This is a genomic window from Oerskovia gallyi (assembly GCF_014836745.1).
Taxonomy (GTDB): Bacteria; Actinomycetota; Actinomycetes; order Actinomycetales; family Cellulomonadaceae; genus Oerskovia; species Oerskovia paurometabola.
The window spans coordinates 91,805-112,672 of sequence record NZ_JACSQE010000015.1 but is presented as its reverse complement, the minus strand read 5'-3'; the positions used below and the strand labels follow the sequence as shown (position 1 = coordinate 112,672).

Annotated in this window: 21 protein-coding genes and 2 riboswitches; of the genes, 13 read left to right on the top strand and 8 right to left on the bottom strand. The window is 73.0% G+C overall.

Annotation, left to right across the window (positions count from 1 at the left end; genetic code table 11):
• Positions 1 to 162 precede the first annotated feature (162 nt).
• The 5 genes from H9640_RS17150 (at position 163) to purD (ending at position 4,845) form a co-directional block, all read left to right on the top strand.
• Positions 163 to 699, top strand: coding sequence for a hypothetical protein (locus H9640_RS17150; protein ID WP_191791985.1), 537 nt, complete (start codon positions 163 to 165; stop codon positions 697 to 699).
• A 136-nt stretch (positions 700 to 835) separates the two neighbouring features.
• Positions 836 to 1,459, top strand: coding sequence for an LPXTG cell wall anchor domain-containing protein (locus tag H9640_RS17145; protein ID WP_191791984.1), 624 nt, complete (start codon positions 836 to 838; stop codon positions 1,457 to 1,459).
• Positions 1,460 to 1,522: 63 nt separating this feature from the next.
• Positions 1,523 to 2,869: an RCC1 domain-containing protein gene (locus H9640_RS17140; protein ID WP_191791983.1), complete on the top strand. Its 1,347-nt coding sequence runs from the start codon at positions 1,523 to 1,525 to the stop codon at positions 2,867 to 2,869.
• 54 nt (positions 2,870 to 2,923) lie between these two features.
• Positions 2,924 to 3,544 (top strand): signal peptidase I, encoded by a 621-nt coding sequence (locus H9640_RS17135; RefSeq protein ID WP_191791982.1) that lies wholly within the window; start codon positions 2,924 to 2,926, stop codon positions 3,542 to 3,544.
• Positions 3,545 to 3,555: 11 nt separating this feature from the next.
• On the top strand, positions 3,556 to 4,845 hold the full coding sequence (gene purD, locus H9640_RS17130; protein WP_191791981.1) for a phosphoribosylamine--glycine ligase: 1,290 nt from the start codon (positions 3,556 to 3,558) through the stop codon (positions 4,843 to 4,845).
• Between the two features lie 193 nt (positions 4,846 to 5,038).
• Here the strand turns inward: purD and H9640_RS17125 are convergent, their stop codons facing one another.
• Positions 5,039 to 7,327 (bottom strand): glycoside hydrolase family 6 protein, encoded by a 2,289-nt coding sequence (locus tag H9640_RS17125; RefSeq protein WP_318243820.1) that lies wholly within the window; start codon positions 7,325 to 7,327, stop codon positions 5,039 to 5,041.
• A 186-nt stretch (positions 7,328 to 7,513) separates the two neighbouring features.
• Positions 7,514 to 8,707, bottom strand: a complete 1,194-nt coding sequence (locus tag H9640_RS17120) for a LacI family DNA-binding transcriptional regulator (protein WP_225227385.1) — start codon at positions 8,705 to 8,707, stop codon at positions 7,514 to 7,516.
• Between the two features lie 10 nt (positions 8,708 to 8,717).
• Here H9640_RS17120 and H9640_RS17115 point away from each other — a divergent pair, with 10 nt between their 5' ends.
• Positions 8,718 to 11,006, top strand: coding sequence for a substrate-binding domain-containing protein (locus tag H9640_RS17115; protein ID WP_191791979.1), 2,289 nt, complete (start codon positions 8,718 to 8,720; stop codon positions 11,004 to 11,006).
• A 5-nt stretch (positions 11,007 to 11,011) separates the two neighbouring features.
• On the top strand, positions 11,012 to 11,968 hold the full coding sequence (locus H9640_RS17110; protein ID WP_307823940.1) for a phosphoribosylaminoimidazolesuccinocarboxamide synthase: 957 nt from the start codon (positions 11,012 to 11,014) through the stop codon (positions 11,966 to 11,968).
• On the opposite strand, the gene H9640_RS17105 is transcribed toward H9640_RS17110, so the two are convergent.
• On the bottom strand, positions 11,946 to 12,305 hold the full coding sequence (locus H9640_RS17105; RefSeq protein WP_191791977.1) for an HNH endonuclease signature motif containing protein: 360 nt from the start codon (positions 12,303 to 12,305) through the stop codon (positions 11,946 to 11,948). The genes H9640_RS17110 and H9640_RS17105 overlap by 23 nt on opposite strands.
• 85 nt (positions 12,306 to 12,390) lie before the next feature.
• Here H9640_RS17105 and H9640_RS17100 point away from each other — a divergent pair, with 85 nt between their 5' ends.
• The 5 genes from H9640_RS17100 (at position 12,391) to H9640_RS17080 (ending at position 15,132) form a co-directional block, all read left to right on the top strand.
• Entirely contained in the window at positions 12,391 to 12,789 is a 399-nt protein-coding gene (locus tag H9640_RS17100) for a PadR family transcriptional regulator (protein WP_225227384.1), read from the top strand.
• Positions 12,789 to 13,445, top strand: a complete 657-nt coding sequence (locus H9640_RS17095; protein ID WP_191791976.1) for a hypothetical protein — start codon at positions 12,789 to 12,791, stop codon at positions 13,443 to 13,445. Before H9640_RS17100 ends, H9640_RS17095 begins: the two co-directional genes overlap by 1 nt.
• Positions 13,446 to 13,710: 265 nt before the next feature.
• A complete protein-coding gene (purS, locus tag H9640_RS17090; protein WP_030151045.1) occupies positions 13,711 to 13,983 on the top strand; it encodes a phosphoribosylformylglycinamidine synthase subunit PurS in 273 nt (90 codons plus the stop codon).
• Positions 13,983 to 14,711 carry a phosphoribosylformylglycinamidine synthase subunit PurQ gene (gene purQ, locus H9640_RS17085; RefSeq protein ID WP_191791975.1) on the top strand — a complete coding sequence of 243 codons (729 nt, stop codon included), beginning with the start codon at positions 13,983 to 13,985 and terminating at the stop codon, positions 14,709 to 14,711. The genes purS and purQ overlap by 1 nt, the downstream gene beginning before the upstream one ends.
• Before the next feature lie 139 nt (positions 14,712 to 14,850).
• A complete protein-coding gene (locus H9640_RS17080; RefSeq protein ID WP_191791974.1) occupies positions 14,851 to 15,132 on the top strand; it encodes a hypothetical protein in 282 nt (93 codons plus the stop codon).
• Between the two features lie 10 nt (positions 15,133 to 15,142).
• Here H9640_RS17080 and H9640_RS17075 read toward each other — a convergent pair whose 3' ends face one another.
• From H9640_RS17075 to H9640_RS17055, 5 genes are all read right to left on the bottom strand, one after another.
• On the bottom strand, positions 15,143 to 15,814 hold the full coding sequence (locus tag H9640_RS17075) for a DUF1345 domain-containing protein (RefSeq protein ID WP_191791973.1): 672 nt from the start codon (positions 15,812 to 15,814) through the stop codon (positions 15,143 to 15,145).
• Positions 15,815 to 15,880: 66 nt separating this feature from the next.
• On the bottom strand, positions 15,881 to 16,675 hold the full coding sequence (locus H9640_RS17070; RefSeq protein ID WP_307824277.1) for an MBL fold metallo-hydrolase: 795 nt from the start codon (positions 16,673 to 16,675) through the stop codon (positions 15,881 to 15,883).
• A 66-nt stretch (positions 16,676 to 16,741) separates the two neighbouring features.
• On the bottom strand, positions 16,742 to 17,791 hold the full coding sequence (locus H9640_RS17065) for an LLM class flavin-dependent oxidoreductase (RefSeq protein ID WP_191791972.1): 1,050 nt from the start codon (positions 17,789 to 17,791) through the stop codon (positions 16,742 to 16,744).
• 114 nt (positions 17,792 to 17,905) lie between these two features.
• Entirely contained in the window at positions 17,906 to 19,165 is a 1,260-nt protein-coding gene (locus H9640_RS17060; protein WP_191792008.1) for an O-succinylhomoserine sulfhydrylase, read from the bottom strand.
• Between the two features lie 20 nt (positions 19,166 to 19,185).
• Positions 19,186 to 19,650: a rhodanese-like domain-containing protein gene (locus H9640_RS17055; RefSeq protein WP_191791971.1), complete on the bottom strand. Its 465-nt coding sequence runs from the start codon at positions 19,648 to 19,650 to the stop codon at positions 19,186 to 19,188.
• A 6-nt stretch (positions 19,651 to 19,656) separates the two neighbouring features.
• A riboswitch (SAM riboswitch) is annotated at positions 19,657 to 19,749 on the bottom strand.
• 73 nt (positions 19,750 to 19,822) lie between these two features.
• On the opposite strand from H9640_RS17055, the gene H9640_RS17050 reads away from it, so the two are divergent.
• Positions 19,823 to 20,665 carry a phosphotransferase enzyme family protein gene (locus H9640_RS17050; RefSeq protein WP_191791970.1) on the top strand — a complete coding sequence of 281 codons (843 nt, stop codon included), beginning with the start codon at positions 19,823 to 19,825 and terminating at the stop codon, positions 20,663 to 20,665.
• A gap of 80 nt (positions 20,666 to 20,745) precedes the next feature.
• Positions 20,746 to 20,860: riboswitch (SAM riboswitch) on the top strand.
• Positions 20,861 to 20,868 lie beyond the last annotated feature (8 nt).

The following is a 20,868-nucleotide window of genomic DNA, read 5'->3' as shown; positions in this document are numbered from 1 at the left end:
AAAGACTGTGCGTGTCTTCACGTCACGTCTCGTTCTCAGTATGGTATAGGCGTACCAAGAAGCTTCATGCAACGGCGCTTTCTTGGGGTGACCGCAAGGGAACTTCAGGGTGGCGTCGGCTACGTACCGCTCGCAGCCCTGACCGAGAGAGATGGGTGTTTCATGCAGGAATCACGTAGCCGCAAGATCAAGGCAGGACTCGCGGGCCTGGTCGTCCTCGGGGTCGGCGTGGCCGCGACCAGCGCGCTCTGGAGCGACAACGTCTGGTTCAAGGGGGACGTCAGCACGTCCGCCTTCAACCTGCAGGGCTCGGTGACCAGCGCCGACACCGGGTTCGAGGAGGCGTCGAGCGAAGCGCTCGCCCTCACGATCCCCGTCGTCGAGGACCTGGCCCCCGGCGAGTCCGTGACGCGGACGGTCTGGGTCAAGAATGCCGACTCGACCAACGCGGCGGACCTCGTCGACACCCCGGTCGTCTCGGTCACGGGTGACGCAGCCTCGTTCCTCACGGTCACCGCCGCGTACGACACGTCGGGCGGCAAGGACCCGGACAACCTCGCGACCAACGACGTCATCCCGGTCGACGTGACCTACGCGTTCACGAACCCCGACACGAGCGCGACGGGCCCCAACGCCGGGGCCCAGGGGAAGTCCGCGCAGATCACCGTCCAGGTCACCGGCACGGAGATCGCTTCCTGATATGGCCCGGATCCCGCGAACGGCTCTCGCCGTCGCGGGGATAGCGACTGCCTGCACGCTCGGCAGCGCCGGAGCCCTCCTGGGAGCCGGCGCTGCCGTCGCCGTGGACGCACCCGCCAGGGTGTCGGCCGGGGAGGTGATCCCCCAGCCGCAGTCGTTCTCCTTCGACGGCATGTCACCGGGACAGACCCGGTCCACCCTCGTCGACCTTGCCTCGACCCACGAGAGCGACGGAGTCGTCGTGGGCGTCGCGATGACGACCAGCGGTGAGCTGGGCTCGTCGCTCAGCACGTCGATCGAGGCGTGCAGCACCACCTGGGAGGACGGCTCCTGCCCGACGGGGGCCGCTGTCCTCGTCGAGGGGTGGAGAGGGGAGCGGGCCGGGACATCCAGCGAGGAGGTCGTCCTGCCCGCCGGCGGGACGACGTCGCTCAAGGTCTCCGTCACGCTCGACGACGACGTCGCCGCCGGTGCGACGGGCAGCGTCCGCTACGACCTCTCCGTCCAGGAGACGCAGGGCGAGGCCTCGCAGGGCGGTGGGACCACCTGGCCGGACGATCCCCCGGGAACCACTGGGACCGACGCCGCGGACCGTCCAGGGGGCGCGGGCCGGCCGGGGAGCGGACCGCTCGCCACCACCGGTACGGACGTCATGTCCCTGGCCGCCCTCGCCGGAGGGCTGCTCGGCATCGGGGCTGCGCTCGTACGGCGTCGGCGGGATGCTGAGAGCGACCGACGGCACGGCCGTGCGCCCGGCTGAACGACCGCATCGACCAGGACGCCTGACCGAGGACACGAGACGACCAGGACGAGAGGAGAGAGCATGGCCAGCCGATCCATGACCCGAGCGCACCTCCACGCTCCGGGCTCCGACCGGTTCCGCACGCGTGCGGCCACGCTGCTCGTGCTCCTGCTCGCCGTCGCGGCGGTCCTGTGGGCGGGCCGCCCGGAGCCGACCACGGCTGCCTGGACCGACGCGGTCTACTCCCAGGGGCAGATCGACGTCGCGGTCGCCGCGACCGCGACCGACGTCGTCGCCGGGGGCAACTTCTCGTGCGCGCTCGTCAGCGGGCAGGTCTGGTGCTCGGGCGACAACTCGGTGGGTCAGCTCGGGACCGGGAACACCACGTCCTCCGACGTCTTCGTCGGCCCGGTGCGCGGAGAGCTGCAGGGCAAGACCGTGACCCGGCTGGACGTCGGCACGTCGCACGCCTGTGCCGCGACCGACGACGGCGTGTACTGCTGGGGAGGCAACGACCAGGGACAGCTCGGCGTGTCCGGCGTCGCCAGCTCCGCCGTGCCGGTCCGGGTAGCGTCGCAGACCGGGGCCGTGACCGAGCTCGAGCTCCGGGCGAGCTCGTCCTGCGTCGTCAGCGGAGGCAAGGGGTACTGCTGGGGGGAGACGCACACCTCGGCCGGGAGCAGCGCCACTCCCGTCCTGATCTCGGGAGGTGCCCTCCCGGCGTCCGCGACCGTGACGGACATCGGGGTGGGCGAGGCGTCGGGCTGCCTCACGGCCGACGGCGTCCCCTACTGCTGGGGTGAGAACGGCCGTGGACAGCTGGGCGACGGGACCACGACGACGAGCCTCGTCCCGGTCCAGGTCGTGACGACGGGCCCCATGTCCGGCTTCGCGGTCGGAGACGTGTCGGTCGGTCAGAACTTCGCGTGCGCCGTCGGCTCGGGGCCGAACAACGCCTTGCGGACCTTCTGCTGGGGCGACAACTCGAAGAAGCAGCTCGGGCAGTCGAGCGACGGGGCCCAGGTCGAGCTCTCGAACGTGCCGCTCCAGGTCCGTGGTGCTCTCACCGAGATCGGCGTCCGCTCGGTCGACCTCGGCGGCATGACCGCCTGCGCCATCACCACCGGAGCGGACGGCTACTGCTGGGGCGACAACGCGTCCGGGCAGGCGGGTGTCGGGTACGACGAGTCGTGGGTCCAGACCGTCGTCGACCGCCCGTCCGAGATCACGACCGGCCAGATGGACATCGGTCAGTTCGCCGCGATCGACGTCGACAGCAACCATGCGTGCGGGATGTCCACCGCAGGCAGCGTCTACTGCTGGGGGAGCAACGCCCAGGGGCAGCTCGGCATCGAGGGCGGTCCCACAGCGGCACCCAAGAAGTACCGGCCGTGGCCGGTGCTGCAGACCTGGTCCGCCTGGGGGTGACGCCGTGACTCCCTCGACCTCTCTCGACCCGACGGCCTCTCCCGGAGGTGCTGCATGAAGTGGCTCAAGCGCATCGGCGACGCGTTCCTCACGGTCGCCGCGATCGCCGGGGTGCTCGGACTGGTGCTGTTCGTCGGTATCCAGACGGGCAACCTGCAGTCCCTCGTGGTCGTCTCAGGCTCGATGATCCCCACCTACGAGGTGGGCGACGGCATCGTCTCGCGCCGTGTCCCGGCCTCGACGCTCGAGGTGGGCGACGTCGTGAGCGTGTTCACGCGCGAAGGTGTCCTCGTCACGCACCGCGTCGTCCAGGTCGAGGACGGACCGGGGGCGGCCCGCACCCTGACGTTGCGCGGCGACAACAACCCGGTCGACGACCCCGAGCCCTACGTGGTCGAGGACGCCCTGGTGCCCATGGTCCGGATCCCGGGAGCCCGGGACGCGATCGAGGTCCTGCGGCGCCCGACCGTCGGGATTCCCGTCGTCGTCGCGGCCTGCGCGCTCGTCGGGTTCGCGCTCATGCCCTCCTCGAAGAAGCGCACCGTGCGGGACGAGGACGCCGAGGACCCCGCGACGAGCGGGGACCCCGACGACGGGCCGTCGGGGGCCGGTGGCAGCGCCGTCACGGGCGCAGGTCACGTGGACGCCCCGGTCGCCCCGGGTGGCGATCGGTAGACTGCCGTCCCGTGAAGATCCTCGTCATCGGTTCGGGTGCCCGCGAGCACGCCATCGTCCACTCGTTCGCCCAGGAGGCAGCGGCCACGGGTGCGGAGGCGCACGAGCTGCACGCCGCCCCCGGCAACCCGGGCATCGGCGAGCTCGCGACCCTGCACGCGGTCAGCGCGGTCGACGGGGAGGCCGTCGCGGCGCTCGCGACCCGCCTCGGCGCGGACCTGGTGGTGATCGGCCCCGAGGCGCCGCTCGTCGCGGGGGTCGCCGACGCGGTGCGCGCGGCCGGCATCGACTGCTTCGGACCGAGCGCACAGGCTGCCGCGCTCGAGGGCTCCAAGGCGTTCGCCAAGGACGTCATGGCCGCCGCGTCGGTCCCGACCGCGCTCGCGCACGTCTGCACCGACATCGACCAGGTCGCCGAGGCGCTCGACGCGTTCGGTGCCCCCTACGTCGTCAAGGACGACGGGCTGGCCGCGGGCAAGGGCGTCGTCGTGACCGACGACCGCCAGGAGGCTCTCGAGCACGCGCAGGCCTGCTTCGCGACGCCCCGCCCCGGTGCGGGAGACCCCGTCGTGGTCATCGAGGAGTACCTCGACGGCCCCGAGGTCTCGCTCTTCTGCCTGTCGGACGGCACGAGCGTCGTCCCCCTGGCCCCCGCGCAGGACTTCAAGCGCGCGTTCGACGGCGACGCCGGCCCCAACACGGGAGGCATGGGGGCCTACAGCCCGCTGCCCTGGGCGCCGGAGGGCCTGACCCAGGAGGTCGTGACCCGGGTCGCGCAGCCCACGATCGACGAGATGGCGCGCCGCGGCACGCCGTTCGCCGGCGTGCTCTACGTGGGTCTGGCGCTCACGAGCCGCGGCACCCGCGTGGTCGAGTTCAACGCGCGCTTCGGCGACCCGGAGACGCAGGTCGTCCTGGCCCGCCTCACGACCCCGCTCTCCGCGGTGCTGCGCGCAGCGGCGCGTGGTGAGCTCGCGGACTTCCCGCGCCTGCGCTGGTCCGACGACGCCGCGGTCACCGTGGTCGTCGCCGCCAACGGGTACCCGTCGAGCGTCCGCACGGGCGACCCGATCACGGGCATCGAGGGAGCCGAGGCGGTCGAGGGCGTGCACGTCCTGCACGCCGGTACGACGCTCGACGAGGGCACGCTGCGCAGCGCCGGCGGCCGCGTGCTGTCGGTCGTCGCGCGCGGCACGGACCTCGCCGAGGCACGGCGCCGGGTGTACGCGGGCGTCGACCAGGTCGTCCTGCCCGGCTCGCACCACCGCACCGACATCGCGGAGAAGGCGGCCCGGGACTGACCGCGTCCTTCCGACGGTACGGCCCGGTCGTCCCGCTCGGTCGGCGCCCCTGAGCGGGAGACGGCCAGGAGCGGGCGGACCTGGCGACGGACGAAGGCCCGCGAGCCGATGCTCGCGGGCCTTCGCCGTCCGGGTCCGTCCGACACAGGGGACCCGTCGGTGCGCAGACGGCCGAGGGCCGCACGCGCGCCTGTCAGGAGGTCGTGCAGGCCTGACCGTTGAGGGTGAAGACGGCCGGCACGCCGTTCGTGCCGCTGTGGCTCGCGTTGAAGCCGACCTCGGCGGACCCGCCCGGGGCGAGGTTCGCGTTCCAGGACAGCCCGGTCACCGTGACGTTCGCGCCGGTCTGCGTGAACTGGCCCGACCACGAGTTGGTGATCGTCTGGCCCGACGGGAACGTGAAGGCCAGGCTCCAGCCGTTGACCGTGCTGGTCGAGGTGTTCGTGATCTTCACGGTGCCGGTGAAGCCCGAGCCCCAGCCGTTCGCCGAGTAGGCGACGGTGCACGAGCCGGGGGGCGGGACGACGACCGTCGTGGTCGTCGCGCTCACCGCGGCCGAGGCCGCCGAGAGGTTGCCCGCGGTGTCCTTGGCCCGGACCGTGTACGAGTACGTGGTGCCCGCCGTCAGGCCCGTGTCGGTGAAGGACGTCCCGGTCGGGGTGCCGACCTGGGCTCCGTTGCGCAGGACCACGTAGCCGGCCACGCCGACGTCGTCGGTCGACGCGTTCCAGGAGAGCGGGACGGTGCTCGCCGTGGTCGTCCCCGCGGTCAGACCCGTGGGCGTCGAGGGCGGCAGGTCCGTCTGGCCCGCCGCGGTCGTGACCGACCGGGCGGCAGACGGCGTCGAGACGTTGCCGGCCGCGTCGCGCGCCGTGACCGTGAACGAGTACGTGGTCGCGGGGCTCAGGCCCGTCGCCGTGAAGCTCGTCGTGGTCGAGGTGCCGACCTGCACGCCGTTGCGGTAGACCGTGTAGCCCGTCACGCCGACCGCGTCGGTCGAGGCCGTCCACGAGAGGGGGACCGAGGTGGCCGTGGCCGTGCCCGCGGTGAGGCCCGTCGGTGCCGTGGGAGCCGTCACGTCGCCGGGCGTCGTGCCGCCGCCCTCGATGACCGGGTAGGCGTTCTCGACGAGCATCTCGAACTGCGCGTCGAACCACTGGCCCGCGAGCGGGGCCCCGCCCAGCGCGCCCGTCAGCTGGTTGGAGAGCTTGGGCGAGACGAACGTCGGGTCGCACATGCGGTCGAACCGCTTGCCCTGGTCGTTCGGGATGTCCGTCGAGGCGCCGTCGGACTCGCCCGGAGGCTTGACCCACACGAACGCGTGCAGGTGCGACTCGGGGTAGCCCGACGGTGTGGCCTGCGGGCGCTCACCGATGCCCGCGCCTGCGGGGTTGCACCACGCGCCGCGGTGGATGCGCTTGTCCACGCGGGACTCGTCGACGTAGGTGTTGTGGTTCGTCGACGTGCTGACCGCGGTCGGTCGGGCGTCGCCGCCCCACCCGTTGCGGGACGTGTCGATGAGCATGCCGATCGAGGCCGGGAAGCCCTCGGCGACCAGGAGGTCGTAGAGGTGCGCGGTCCAGTCGGCCTCGTCGAAGTCGGCGTTCCACTCGTAGAAGCTCGACGACCGGATGGGCGTGCCGCCGATCTGTACGTCCTCGAGGAACGGCTCGACCAGCGGCGTCGAGTTCGCGGTGTTGGTCACGAAGCCCGTGACCGATGCGAAGCCCGCGTTCGTCGACCTCACGACGTCGGCGAAGAGCTTGGCAGCGGGGCCCGAGTTGCTCGGCCAGCCCAGCCAGCCCGCGTGCGCGGCGTCGATGTAGGAGTAGACGTTGCCGACCGTGTAGAGCTCGTCGAGCGCGTACTTCACGCCCGCGCGGTAGTACGGGGCGGACTGCTGGCAGTCGGGCGTGCTGATGTTGGTGATGAGGTTGGGCAGCGAGTCGGGCTCGATCGTCGCCGCGATCCGCAGCGAGTCGTACTTGGGGTCGTCGAGGATGTCGACGATCGGGTCGATGTACTCGTTCTTGTAGCGCACGAGCCCGGCGTCCGTGGCGGGCAGCTCGCCGTTCGACGCGAGCGCGTAGCAGTCACGGCCGGGCAGGTCGTAGATGACCAGGTTGAACACGATCGGCACGCCCGCGTCCTTCTGGGCGAGCGCCTCGTCGAGGTGGAAGCGCAGGCCCGGGCCGTCGGCATTGCCCTCGATCGCGCTGATGCGGTCCATCCAGACGGCCGTGGGCTCGCCCGAGATCGCCTGCATCTTCGCAGCCAGGTCGTCGTCGGCGCGTGCGGCGGCCGCTTCCACGGCACCCGACCAGTACGGGTTCACGTACTGGGTGGCCCCGGCGTACGGGTTCGCGACGCGGGCCTCGGCCGCGGCGGCCGGAACCTGTGCGAGCGCGAGCGGAGCGGCGACGAGCGCCGCAGCGGCCATGGCTGTCGCGCCCTTGCGCAGCCGATGGGGGGTTGGTGACACGAGGTCCTCCTGAGGTTCGTCCTCGGACCGGACGACACCGGCCGGTCCGTGCCGCGGGAGTGCGGCGTCGAGCGCAACGTGCCACGGACCGGGTGTGGAGGGAACGACATGAAACGTTTAGGACGACACAGTCGTTCACCCGGCGGCGGCGGACGGAGGCGACGGTGGACGCCGCGACGTGCGAGGTCAGCGCGGTGGAGCAGTGGTGCCACGGAGCACGAGCCTTCCACCGGGGACCTCCCGGGAGGTCTCGTCGTCCGGGCGGTCGCCCTCGTGGCGTCCGACGGCGCGCAGGACCTGGCGCCCCGCCTCCTGCCCGAGAGCGCGGAGGGGGCGCGCGACCGCGGTGACGGGCGGGGTCGACAGGCGCAGCACGGGGGCGTCGCGACCGGCGACGACCGACACGTCCCACGGCACGGCCAGCCCGGCACGGCGTGCGACGTCGAGGACGACCAGGGCGCCCAGGGCGTCCGAGGTGACGATCGCCGTCGGGCGGACCGGGGTGGCGAGCAGCCGACGGGCGGTCGTCGCGACCTCCTCGAGCGTCGTGCAGGGCTCGACGAGCGTGGTGCCACCTCGACGGGCGACCTCGTCACGCACGGCAACCGCAGCGCCATGCCCTGACCGGAGCGACGTCGCGGACGCGAGCACCGCGACGTGCCGGTGTCCCAGGTCGCTGAGGTGCCGGCCGACCTTGACGTCTGCCGCCGGGTCGAGGGCCACCGTCCGCGGGGCAGGGTGTGCCGGGGCCGCCGGGGCCGCCGGGGCCGCCGAGGACCAGGAGACCTGGTCGACCAGCACGGTCAGGACGCCGAGCCGTTCGACGACGGCGAGGCGAGGGTCGTCGGTGCGGATCCCGGTCATGACGACGGCGTCGTAGCGGTGCTCGGCCCACCAGGTGGCGACCCCGGCTGCCGCCTCGGGGAGGGAGTCGACGAGGTGCACGGTCAACGGGAGGTCGGTGTCGAGGACGTCGCGGAGCCCGTCGGCGAGCTCGAGATCGGCGTCGGTCGACGCAGTCCCGATCTCGTCCCGGACGAGGAGCAGAGCGACCGTCCCGGACATTCCGCGCAAGGCCCTGGCCGCCACGCTCGGTCGCCAGCCGAGGTCCTCGGCGACCTGGAGCACGCGGCGTCTGGTGCGTTCGGAGACGCCCGGTCGCCCGTTGAGTGCGTAGGAGACGACCGCGATCGACACCCCGGCCGTGCGGGCGACATCCGTGATGGTGGGACGCCTACCGGTAGCAATCGGGCTTTCCGGACGTGAGAATGTGGCCACGGTCACACAGCATGCCGCAGGCAGCGCACACAGCACGACCCGACCGGCCCGACGGCGGACCGGTCGCACGGAGAACGCGGTACACGACGGAGTGGACACCATGGTCGATGTCATGACCCACCGACGAAACCTCACGATCGGTGTGCTCTCGCCCGTCGTGGGCGGCTTCTACTTCGGGAAGATCCTCGCGGGGATCTCACGAGGACTACGGACGGGCGGCCACCGGGTGGTCGCGTTCCAGACCTATCCGGCCGACCTGGACCGGGAGGAGTTCCCCGACCGGCCGCCGCACCGGCAGATCGTGGGGCTCGACGTGATGGACGGCGTCATCGTGGTGACGTCCGCGGTCGAGCACGACGTCCTGCGTGGGCTCGATCGATCGGGCAAGCCTCTCGTGGTGATCAGCGAGACCGTCGACGACCTCGGGGCGCCCGTGGTCACACCCGACAACGCGGGTGGTGTGCGCGCCGCCGTCGAGCACCTCCTCCAGCACGGCCACGAGCGCATCGGGTTTCTCGGGAACCCGCGCCAGCACGACCTCGTCGAGCGGCACGCCGCGTACGAGGCCGCGCTGCGCGCCCGCGGGATCGAACCGCGACCCGAGTGGATCTACCAGACCCGCGACAACCAGGAGGCGGCGGGGGCGGCAGCGGCACGGGCCGCTCTCCAGGAAGGGCTCGACACCACCGCGACGGTCGCGGGCACCGACCGCAACGCGGTGGGCTTCCTGCGGTCGCTCGCCGATGCCGGCCTCGTGCTACCCCGCGACCAGGCGCTGATCGGCTTCGACCACTCCGACGGCGGTGCCCGGTCCCGACCGCGGCTCTCGTCGGTCGACCCCCACCACGACCGGGTCGGTGAGCTGGCCGCCGAGCTGTTGCTCGCGCGCATCCACGGTGAGCAGGTGGGGCCCGGGCAGCACCTCGCCGAGGCGACGCTGGTCTGCCGCGAGTCCTGCGGCTGCGTCGACAGCACACGGACGGACCTGCTCGTCGACGGCATACCGACGTCGGCCGAGGCGGCCGAGGCCGGCACCGCCACGGCCCGCCTCGACGCCGTCGCGCGCGCCGTGCTCGACGACTCCGTCGTGCTGCGAGCCCGCCGAGGCCCGGGGAGCACCGGCCCGACCGGTTCCGGCGAGAGCGCCGTCGGTGGATGGGTGCGGGCGGTCGTCGGCACGATGACCGACGCGGCCGGCGACGGCACGGTGCCCACGCCGCACTTCTACCGGGCGCTCGCCGACCGCACCGCCGTGCTGCGCCCCGTGCCCGAGGCGCTCGAGCTGCTCGTGCCGGCCGTGCGTGCGCTCGAGGCCGAGCTCGGGGCCGGGACCAAGCGCCGTGGCCCGGCGGGGTCGATCAGCGCCGTGGTCGGGGTCGGCGGGGCGCGGGGACGCCCGCAGGGACGCTCTCTGGCGCTGAGCGACGTGACGACCGAGGTCCTCGTCGCGCTCGCCAAAGGATGCACCCACGCGCTGCTCGTCCGCTCGGGGAACCTCGAGCGGGCGATGGTCGACCAGTACGAGCTCGACCTCGAGCTCATGCATGCCGACAGCGCGTCGCTGCGTCACCTCGAGTGGCTGCCGAGGGGCCAGGTGGGGCCGGCTGCGATCGCCCTCTGGAACCCTCCCGGTGCAGGACCGGGAGGGGGCGCGCTGGAGGTCGCCGGCGTCCGTGGCAGCCTGGCCGGCCGACGGCTCGTCGGGCACAGGTTTCCCGCGGCGCAGTTCCCTCCGCGCGCGCTCCTGAGTGCCGACGCTCTCTCGTTCGTCATCCCCGTGGCGTCCGACGCGAGCGACTGGGGGTACCTCGTGATCGGCGGCCCGGTCGACACCCGTGCGACCAGCGCACGCGAGAGGTACAACCACTGGGCAGCGATGCTCGCGGTCGCGCTCGACCAGGAGGACCACCTCGCCGCGCTGCGTGCCCAGCGGACGGAGCTCGAGGAGGCGGCGCTGCGCGAGCGACGGTTGGCGGAGGAGATCAGCGTGAGCGAGGAACGCTACGCCCTGGCCTCGGTCGCCGCGTACGACGCGACCTGGGACTGGGACGTCGCGACCGGCACGGTCTACTTCTCGCCGTCCTGGAGGGCGATGCTCGGCCTCCCCGCCGACGACCTGAAGACCGCCGACCCCGAGGAGTGGCTCGACCGGGTCCATCCCGAGGACCTTCCCGCAGTCCAGGTCGCGCTCGCGGTCCAGCTCGGCGGCGTCGGCGGGATGCTCGACCTGGAGCACCGGCTGCTGGCGGCCGACGGCCGCTACCTGCGGGTGCACTGCCGCGCCGTGACGGTGAGCGACGGCGCAGGATGTCCGACACGCATGGTCGGAGTCCTGACGGACTGCTCGGACGAACGACAGGAGATCACCTCCCGAGGCGAGGGCGGGTGGATGAGAGACTAGGCGCCGTGACTGACTCGCGCGACGCCCTCGACACGGCCCACCTCGATCTCCCGGGGTGGCGGCACGTCTACTCGGGCAAGGTGCGCGACCTCTACGAGCCGGACCTCGCGCAGCTCGGTGGCGCGCACCCGCTCGGCGACGTGGTCCTCGTGGTCGCGAGCGACCGTGTCAGCGCGTTCGACCACGTGCTGTCCCCGGGCATCCCGGACAAGGGCGTCGTCCTGACCCAGCTCAGCCTGTGGTGGTTCGACAAGCTCGCGGACCTGGTCCCGAACCACGTCGTCAGCACCGAGGCCAGCGCCATGCCGGGCGACGGCCTGGTGCCCGACGCCGTCGCGGGGCGTGCCATGGTCTGCCGCCGGCTCGAGATGTTCCCGGTCGAGTGCGTCGCCCGCGGGTACCTCACGGGCTCCGGCCTCGTCGAGTACCGCGTGGACCGTACGGTGTGCGGAGTTCCGCTGCCCGAGGGGTTGGTCGACGGGTCGCGCCTGCCTGAGGCGATCTTCACGCCCGCGGCCAAGGCCGAGGTGGGGGAGCACGACGAGAACGTGTCGTTCGATGTCGTCGCGGAGACGATCGGGATCGACGCCGCGACCCGCCTGCGCGATCTGACGCTCGCCGTCTACTCGCGCGCCGAGGAGATCGCGCGCGCGCGCGGCGTGATCCTCGCCGACACCAAGTTCGAGTTCGGGATCGACCCCGTCTCGGGCGCGACCGTCCTGGGGGACGAGGTGCTGACTCCCGACTCCTCGCGCTTCTGGCCCGCGGACCAGTGGCAGCCGGGGCGCTCGCAGCCCAGCTTCGACAAGCAGTACGTCCGTGACTGGCTCGCCTCCGAGGCCTCGGGCTGGGACCGTGCGTCCGACGCGCCGCCGCCCTCGCTGCCCGCCCACGTCGTCGAGCGCACGCGCGACCGCTACCTCGAGGCCTACGAGCGGATCACGGGCGAGTCCCTGTTCTGAGCCCTGAGCCCGTCGGGGAGCCGAGGCGCTCGCGGACGTAGCGGTGGCCGGTCGGTGACGTCCAGCGCACCGTGCCGTCGGCCGTGAGCTCGGGGCGCCAGCCGGACCGTGCCCGGACCACGTGGTGGTGCCGGCACAGCGAGATGAGGTCCTCGGGCCGGACGTCGGGCTCGGGGGCGTCCGGCTCTCGCGGCGCAGGGCGGGCCACGTGGTCGAGGTCGCACCGGAAGGCGGGCACCGAGCATCCCGGGAACGTGCACGTGCGGTCCCGCGCGAGCACGGCGGCGATCACCTGGACCCCTGGCCCGGGGCGGGCTGCGAGCGACGGATCGAACATGTGTTCGATCCTAGGTCGAGCCTCTGACACCGCAGGTCGGGGCTGCCTCTTGCCCCGATGGGTCGTCGCACGATATATATCGACCATGCCCACAGCGACGAGCGGCCCGGCCGGCGGGAAGCCCTTCCGCATGACCGAGCAGGCCTACCTGATCCTGCTCTCCCTCACCCCCGAGCCGCTGCACGGCTACGCCGTCATCCAGGCCGTCGCCGAGCTGTCCGACGGCGCCACCGCCCTCGGCGCCGGAACCCTGTACGGCAACCTCGACCGGCTCTCGGGGGCCGGCCTCGTCGAGCCCGCAGGTGAGGAGGTCGTCAACGGTCGCCTCCGGCGCTACTACCGGATCACCGACGACGGCCGCCGCGCGGCCGAGCAGGAGACGGCCAGGCTCCGCGAGCTCGCCGCCAGGGCGCAGAAGGCCCTCGACACGCGCGGCACGGCAGTGCGCCCGACGTCGGGCAGGCTCGCCGGAGGGCTGGCCTGATGCGCCGCCGCGACCTGACACTCTACGAGCGCTTCGAACGGTCGGCGCGCTGGTGGGCCCGCGCCTACCCGCGCCGCTGGCGCGAGGTCCACGGTGACGAGCTGCTCGCGGTCCAGCTGGACGTCGCGCACGCGGGGGCCGAGGCCGCGGGGACGCCCGCGCCCGACCGGTTGAGCACCGACGAGGTCCGCAGCCTGCTGCGCGCCGGCTGGGGGCTGCGGTGGCGCGAGCACCCGCCGCTGTGGCAGTGGGTCCTGTACCGGATGTTCGACAGGCGGCTGCCCGAGAAGTACTGGTGGTGGGTCGCGGACGACATCCACGGAGCCGCCTACGCGTTCCGGGCACAGGCCGGGGTGGTCGCCATGCTCGTCCTGGCCACGACGTGGCCTACGCCCGTCGCGTTCCTGACCGGGCAGGGGGTCTACGTCCCGATCTACCTGTCGTCCTGGTACTGGTGGGCGTTCATGGCGCTGACGATCGTCGTCGGGGGCACGGCCTTCCGCAAGGACCGAGTCCGTCGGGCCTGGCGTCGGCACGTCATGGAGGGCAACATGCCGGTGCCGCCGCGTGCACCGGCCCCGCTGCCGCCCGGCGTCGAACGTCCGGCACCCACGCCCGCCTCATCGACCCCCCGGGACGCCGGGCCGACCTCCTGACGGGAGACCCCCGCGGTCGAGAACGAGGTCGAGGTCGCCGTGGCGCGCAGAACGGCCACGACCTCGTTCTCGGGCACCCCCGCAGGGGGCACCCGACCGACGCCTGAGACGCGACCCGGCCCCGTGCGCGGCCCGGGTAAACTGGCCCCGGAATCCCCACCCACCGAGATCCGTGCGACCTCGTCGCCGCCCTCGCGGCGCGCCCCGAGCCTCGTGCGGACCTGTCCGAGCCGAGCCGGCCGGACCAACTTCCCGAGGAGCTCCTGTGGGACGCGTAGTCGTCGAGGTCATGCCCAAGCCCGAGATCCTGGACCCGCAGGGCAAGGCCGTCGTCGGGGCGCTCCCGCGCCTGGGCTTCACCCAGTTCACCGGCGTGCGCCAGGGCAAGCGGTTCGAGCTCGAGGTCGAGGGTGACGTCACCCCCGAGGTGCTCGCCGCGGCCCGCGAGGCCGGCGAGAAGGTCCTGTCGAACCCGGTCATCGAGGACGTCGTCCTCGTCGCCGAGCTCACGGCCGAGCTGGGCGGGGAGAGCGCCTGATGAGCGCCCCCGCAGCGACCGGCCTGGCCACGGCCCGGATCGGTGTCATCACGTTCCCCGGCACGCTCGACGACCGCGACGCCGCGCGTGCGGTGCGCCTGGCCGGCGGCGAGCCCGTGTCCCTGTGGCACGCGGACGCGGACCTGCACGGGGTCGACGCGGTCGTGCTGCCGGGCGGCTTCTCGTACGGCGACTACCTGCGCGCCGGGGCGATCAGCCGCTTCGCTCCCGTCATGGACTCGCTCGTCGACGCAGCCAGGGGCGGGCTGCCCGTCCTGGGCATCTGCAACGGCTTCCAGATCCTCACCGAGGCGCACCTGCTGCCCGGCTCGATGATCAAGAACGACCACCTCGCGTTCATCTGCCGCGAGCAGACCATGGTCGTGGAGAACGCCGACACCGCCTGGACGCGTGACTACACCGCGGGCCAGCGCATCACGGTGCCGCTCAAGAACCAGGACGGCCAGTTCGTCGCCGACGAGCGCACGCTCGACGAGCTCGAGGCCGAGGGCCGCGTCGTCTTCCGCTACGACGGCTGGAACCCCAACGGGTCGCGCCGCAACATCGCGGGCATCTCGAACGCGGCGGGCAACGTCGTGGGCCTCATGCCGCACCCCGAGCACGCGGTCGAGGCCGGGTTCGGCCCCGCGAACGCGTCCGGCCCGCGCGCGGGCACGGACGGGCTGGGCTTCTTCACCTCGGTGCTGAGCACGCTCGTCCAGGCCTGAGAGCCCGTCGCCCCGCGCGACACGCGCACCGCCCGACGGCGGCGCTCACCTCCCGAGGTGAGCGCCGCCGTCGGGCAGTGGCGTCCTCGGGGACGGATATCACCCGCCTCCCCGCCGCCCGACCCGTTACCCTGGTCCGGTGCTCACCCTCTTGTCCGGTTCCTCCGTGTTCGGCGCCCTGATGATCGACTGCGTCGCGTGGGTGACCGGTGTGCTCGGCGCGGCGCCGGGTCGGGTAGGGGCGATCGGCTCGCGCATCGAGGCCGTGGTCGCGGACTGGGGCTGGTTCGGCCCGGCGGGCGAGATGACCGAGCGCATCGCGTACACGCCGCTGCGGGTAGCTCTCGCGCTCTTCCTGGTCATGTCCGTGGCGGCGGTCGCCGCGCTCGTGTCGAGCGTCGTGACGCGCCGGAGCCGGTGAGACGGCGGGGTCAGAGCCCCGCGACCAGGTTGACGACGGCGCCGATGATCACGGTCCCGAACAGGTAGGACAGCAGGGCGTGGCCCAGCGTCGTGCGTCGGATCTCGCCCGACGTCACGTTGGTGTCGGAGATCGCGAAGCTCATCCCGACCGTGAACGCGACGTACATGAAGTCGAGGTACCGGGGCGGCTCGGCCTGGTTGAAGTCGATGCCGCCGTCGGTGCCCGTGTAGTACTGGCGTGCGTAGGCCAGGCCGAACAGGGTGTGGACGGCGGCCCACGAGATCGCGATGCTCCCCACGGCGAACACCGCGGTGAGCGCCTGGGCCCGCTTGTCGTCGGGCGACGCGAGCAGCAGGAGCGCGACCCCCACGAGGCTCACGACCGACGCCGCCAGGATGAACAGGTGCGTCACCCGGCGCGAGGGCTCCTCGCGTGTGGCATGGCTCGCCGTGACCCGGGCGTCCATGGGGGCGATGACGAGCCACGTCCACGCGATGAACAGCAGGGCCGCGACGCTCCACCCCGCGAGGAATGCGAAGCGCGGGTATCCCTGCGAGCCGAACCAGAACCCGACGCCCGCCCCGACGAGCAGCCCGACCGCGAGACGCACCGCAGGGCCGGCCCCGAGGCGGTCGCGCGGGACGGGGGTCGAGGGCAGGTCCGGGCGGGAGGGGGTCACGCGGTCAGTCAACCACCGGCGCCGCGGCCCGGCGCGTCGGCCGGGCTCGTCCCGCGGCGTCCGCCGCTATGCGCCCTCGGCGAGGTACCGGAGCTGCGCCCGGACGCTCTGGCGCGCCGCGGGGAGCACGCCGAGGGCGACGTCGCCGTACACCGAGGCGGTCACGTCGTCGACGAGCGCCTCCGTCACCGCCTCGCCCGCCCGGTCCCCGAGCGCGGTGCGCACCTGCGCGAGCCGGTCGGCCCGGTGCTCGCGGTACGACCGCACGGCGACGGACAGGTCGTCCAGGTGCGGGCCGTGCGCGGGCAGCACGGTCGCAGCGCCGAGCGACTCGAGCAGGTCGAGGCTCGCGAGGTAGTCGCGCAACGAGCCGTCGGGCTCGGCGATGACGGTCGTACCGCGGCCCAGGACGGTGTCGCCTGTCAGCACGCTGCCGTGCGGGCCGTCGTCGGGGAGGCGGAAGCTCGTCGAGTCGCCCGTGTGCCCGGGTGTCGCGAGCACCTCGATCCGCAGGCCGGCCGCGTGGATCGTCTCGCCGCCGAGCAACGGCGCTGCGTCGCGGGAACGAGCCGGGTGGCAGTGCGCGGGGTCGGCCGCGCGGACCGGTGCGCCCGTGAGCTCGGCGAAGCGTGCCGCCCCTGCGGTGTGGTCCGCGTGGCGGTGCGTGATCAGGACGAGCTCGACGGGCGGCCCGGCGGCCAGGGTCGTGAGGTGAGCGACGTCGTCGGGCCCGGGGTCGACGACCACGCGGGTGCCCGCCCCGGGCGCGGCCAGGACGTAGGACCTGGTCCCGTCGAGCGTCATGGGTCCAGGGTTGGGGGCGAGCAGCACCGAGGCCTGGCTCGTGACGAGGACGGGCACGCCCGACGGCGCCGCGTGGGCGGGCCGTCGGGTGCGGTCGTCGCTCGGTGGGGTCACGGCTCGGCGTCAGTCTCCGAGCGCGGCCGCGAGCAGCTCGATCGTCTGCGTGCGGCCGGGCGTCGCGTCGAGCGACTCGTCGGCGCGCGAGCCCGCGACGGGCACGACCATGACCTCGTCGACGCCGTGCCGGGAGGCGAGCTCGCGCACGCGGCGGGCCGCGGCCTGGGGCTCGTCGACGATCCAGCGGTCGAGCATCTCCTCGGCCATCTGGGACGTGAGCCCGTCGAGCGGCGTGGACGCGGCGTCCTCGACCGTCTCCTGGGCGCCCAGCGGCTTCCCCGAGCGCAGGCGGGCCATCATGCGCGCCTGCGGCAGCGCGCGGGCGCGTGCCTCGTCGAGCGTCGGGGCGACCGACACGTTGACCGTCAGGAACGTCTCCGGCGCGGGGTGCTCGGCCGACGGGCGGTAGCCGTCGCGGTAGAGGGCGAGGATCTCGTCGATGCCGGCGCCCGAGAAGTGGTTGGCGAACACGTACGGCAGGCCGAGCTCGGCGGCCAGGCGCGCGGAGTAGTCGCTCGACCCGAGCAACCACACGGTCGGCACCGACTCGGCGGCCGGAGTCGCGTGGACGTCGTAGACCTGACCGGTCGTGAGGCGGACCGAGGCGCCCTCGGCACTCATGAGCGAGCGGATGTCCTGGACGTGCTGGGGGAAGCGGTCGACGTCGGACGTCGGGCCGCTGCTGCGCAGCAGGGCGGTGACGACCGGGTCGCTGCCGGGCGCGCGCCCGATGCCCAGGTCGACGCGCCCCGGGGCCATGGCCTCCAGGACCGCGAACTGCTCCGCGACGACGAGCGGCGCGTGGTTGGGGAGCATGACGCCGCCCGACCCGACGCGGATCCGCTCGGTCACCGCGGCGGCCGCCGAGATCATGACGGGCGGTGCGGACGCGGCGACCGCGGGCATGTTGTGGTGCTCGGCGAACCAGTAGCGCGTGAAGCCGAGGCGGTCGGCGAGGCGCACGAGGTCCAGGGAGGCGGCGATGGCCTGGGCGGAGGACTGTCCCGAGCGGACGGGGACGAGGTCGAGGACGGAGAGGCGCGGCGAGGTAGTCATCGCCTGGTGCAACCCCGGGATACGGCCGGGGTATTCCTGCGCGGCCGCTGGGTGCGGAGTACGTGTCGTCGTCGGGCAGGTTTCACGACACGTACTCCGCACCCGGCCGGACGGTCAGCGGCGCAGCGCCTGCTCGACGTCCTCGATCAGGTCGAGCGGGTCCTCGAGGCCGATCGACAGGCGCACGGTCGTCTCCGCGATCCCGACGGCGGCACGCCCGTCCGGCCCCAGCTTGCGGTGCGTCGTGGTCGCGGGGTGCGTGATGAGCGACTTGGCGTCACCCAGGTTGTTGGAGATGTCCACGACCCGCAGCGCGTCGAGGAACTGGAACGTGCGCTTCTTGAGGAGCTCGGGGTCGGTGCCCGGGTCGTCGGCGCCCGGCACGTCGAGGTTGAACGTCACGACCGTCCCGCCCCCGCTCTGCTGGGCCTTGGCGAGCTCGACCTGCGGGTGCGAGGCGAGGAACGGGTAGCGCACGGCCGTGACGCCGGGCAGCTCCTCCAGCGCGGTCGCGACCTGGAGGGCCGAGGCGTTCTGCGCCTTGACGCGCACCGACAGCGTCTCGAGCCCCTTGACCAGGACCCAGGCGTTGAACGCGCTGAGAGAGGGGCCCGTGTTGCGGATGAAGGTCTGGACGGGTCCCTTGACGTACTCCTCGGAACCCAGGATCGCGCCGCCCAGCACGCGGCCCTGCCCGTCGATGTGCTTGGTCGCCGAGTACACGACGACGTCGGCGCCGAGCTCGAGCGGCTTCTGCAGGACGGGGGTGGCGAACACGTTGTCGAGCACGACGACGGCACCCGCGGCGTGCGCGAGCTCGCTCACGCGGCGCACGTCGATCACGTCCTGCATGGGGTTGGACGGGGTCTCGAAGAAGACGACGTCCGCGGGGGTCGACAGCGCCTCCTCCCACTGCGAGAGCACGTGACCGTCGACGTAGTCGGTGCGCACGCCCCACTTGGCGAAGATCTCGTCGAAGATCACGAGCGACGAGCCGAACAGCGCGCGGGCCGCGACGATGCGCGACCCGGCACCGACCAGCGCCGCGAGCGAGGTGAAGACCGCGGACATGCCCGACGCGGTCGCGTAGCAGGCCTCGGCGCCCTCGATGAGGCGCAGCCGCTCCTCGAACGTGTGCACCGTCGGGTTGCCGTAGCGCGAGTAGATGAAGCGGTCGACCTCGCCCGTGAACGCGGCCTCGGCCTCCGCGGCGCTCCCGTACACGTAGCCCTGCGTGAGGAAGAGCGCCTCGCTCGTCTCCTCGAAGTTGGTGCGGGCGTGGCCGCCGCGCACCGCGAGCGTGTCGGGACGGACCGAACGGGGGAGGGGGCCACGACCCGAGCCGCCCGGGATGCCGGCGGGGATGCGGAGCACGCCGTCCCCGGTCGCGGCGCTCACGACTGCGTCCAGGGGAGGCCCGCGGCGCGCCAGCCGTCGGAACCACGGTGACCGGCGCCGTCGAGCGCTCCCTCGAAACCCTCGAGGACGTTGTACGCGGGACCCAGCCCCGCGGCGGTCGCGGCCTTGGCCGCGCCGATCGAGCGGGCTCCCGAGCGGCACAGGAAGACGACCGGACGCTCAGGGCTCAGCCCGGCCGCGGTGAGCTCCGCGACGAACGCCGGGTTCGGGCGGCCCGCGACGTCGACCCACTGGGTCAGGACGGGCTCGCGGCCCGTCGAGGACAGGTCGGGGACCCCGACGAAGCGCCACTCGGCGTCGGTGCGGACGTCCACGAGGACGGCGCTCGGGTCGTTCTGGAGAAGGGTCCACGCCTGCTGGGGCGTGATGTCGCCGGCGTACCCGTCGGCGGGACGGGCGTCGGGGACCGGGGCAGCGGTCGCGCGGTCGGGGGCACTCATGGTGATCCTCCATCGGTCGTGGCGGTAGCACCCTCGCCCGTCACCGGGGGGTTGCTGCGGCGTCATCGTGCCAAGTCACTCAGCCGCTCTGGATGGTTGCGTCGGATCGTACGCCACCGTGACCACGGAAAAGAACAGGTGTCTCGCAGGGTGGTCGGGCTAGGTTCTGCGCATGAGCCACCTCCCCGAACCCGACCGCGCGCCCGACCAGGCCGAGGAGCCCCTGGCCGGTGGGAACTCGACGACCGTGGTGCGGCGAGGCGACACCGTCCGCCGCACCGCAGGGCCCTGGACGCCCACGGTCCAGGCGCTCCTGCGGCACCTGCGCGCACAGGGCGTCGCCGAGGTGCCCGAGCCGCTCGGGACGGACGAGCAGGGGCGCGAGGTGCTGTCGTTCCTCCCCGGTGACGTCGGGAACTACCCGCTGCCACCGTGGGTCTGGGACGAGTCGGTGCTCCGGGACGCGGGCGCGCTGCTGCGGCGCGTGCACGACGCGAGCGTCGGGTTCCTCGACACAGGCGCCGCCGCCCTTGTCCCCGACGCTCCGCCGGCGGCCCCCACCTGGCAGACCGCACCGCACGAGCCTGCCGAGGTCGTGTGCCACAACGACGTCGCCCCGTACAACCTGGTCTTCCGTGACGGGGCCGTGGTCGGGCTCATCGACTTCGACACCGCGAGCCCCGGCCCCCGGATCTGGGACCTGGCCTACCTCGGCTACCGGCTCGCGCCCCTCGTGGCGGACGCGGGGGAGTCGGAGGGGAGCGACGTCGTCGGGCGGCTGGACCCGTTGGCGCGCCTCGACGCCCTGGTCCGCGCGTACGGGATGCCGTACTCGCGCCGGGAGGTCCTGACCGTCGTGGTCGCGCGGCTCGACGAGCTCGCGGCGTTCACGGACGAGCGTGCGGCCGCGACCGGACGCGACGACTTCCGGGAGCACGCGGCCATGTACCGCTCCGACGCGCAGCGGGTCGAGAGTCTCGCGACGGCGTCCGATTCGCCGGATCTGCCCACCTGACAGGTTGCCTCTGCTCATCATCCGAGACGCTGTGCCCACCGGTTGACACGCTCCGCGCGCCTCGACCATCCTGGACACCAGGTCATGAGTGCCAGCGCAAAACCCCGGTTTGCTGGCCGGCAACCCTCCTCCGCGGTGGGGTGCCCCGGGTGACGACCAGGTCCCTCTCTATCAGGAGGGGGGCAAGCGCGGAGGGGCCGGCA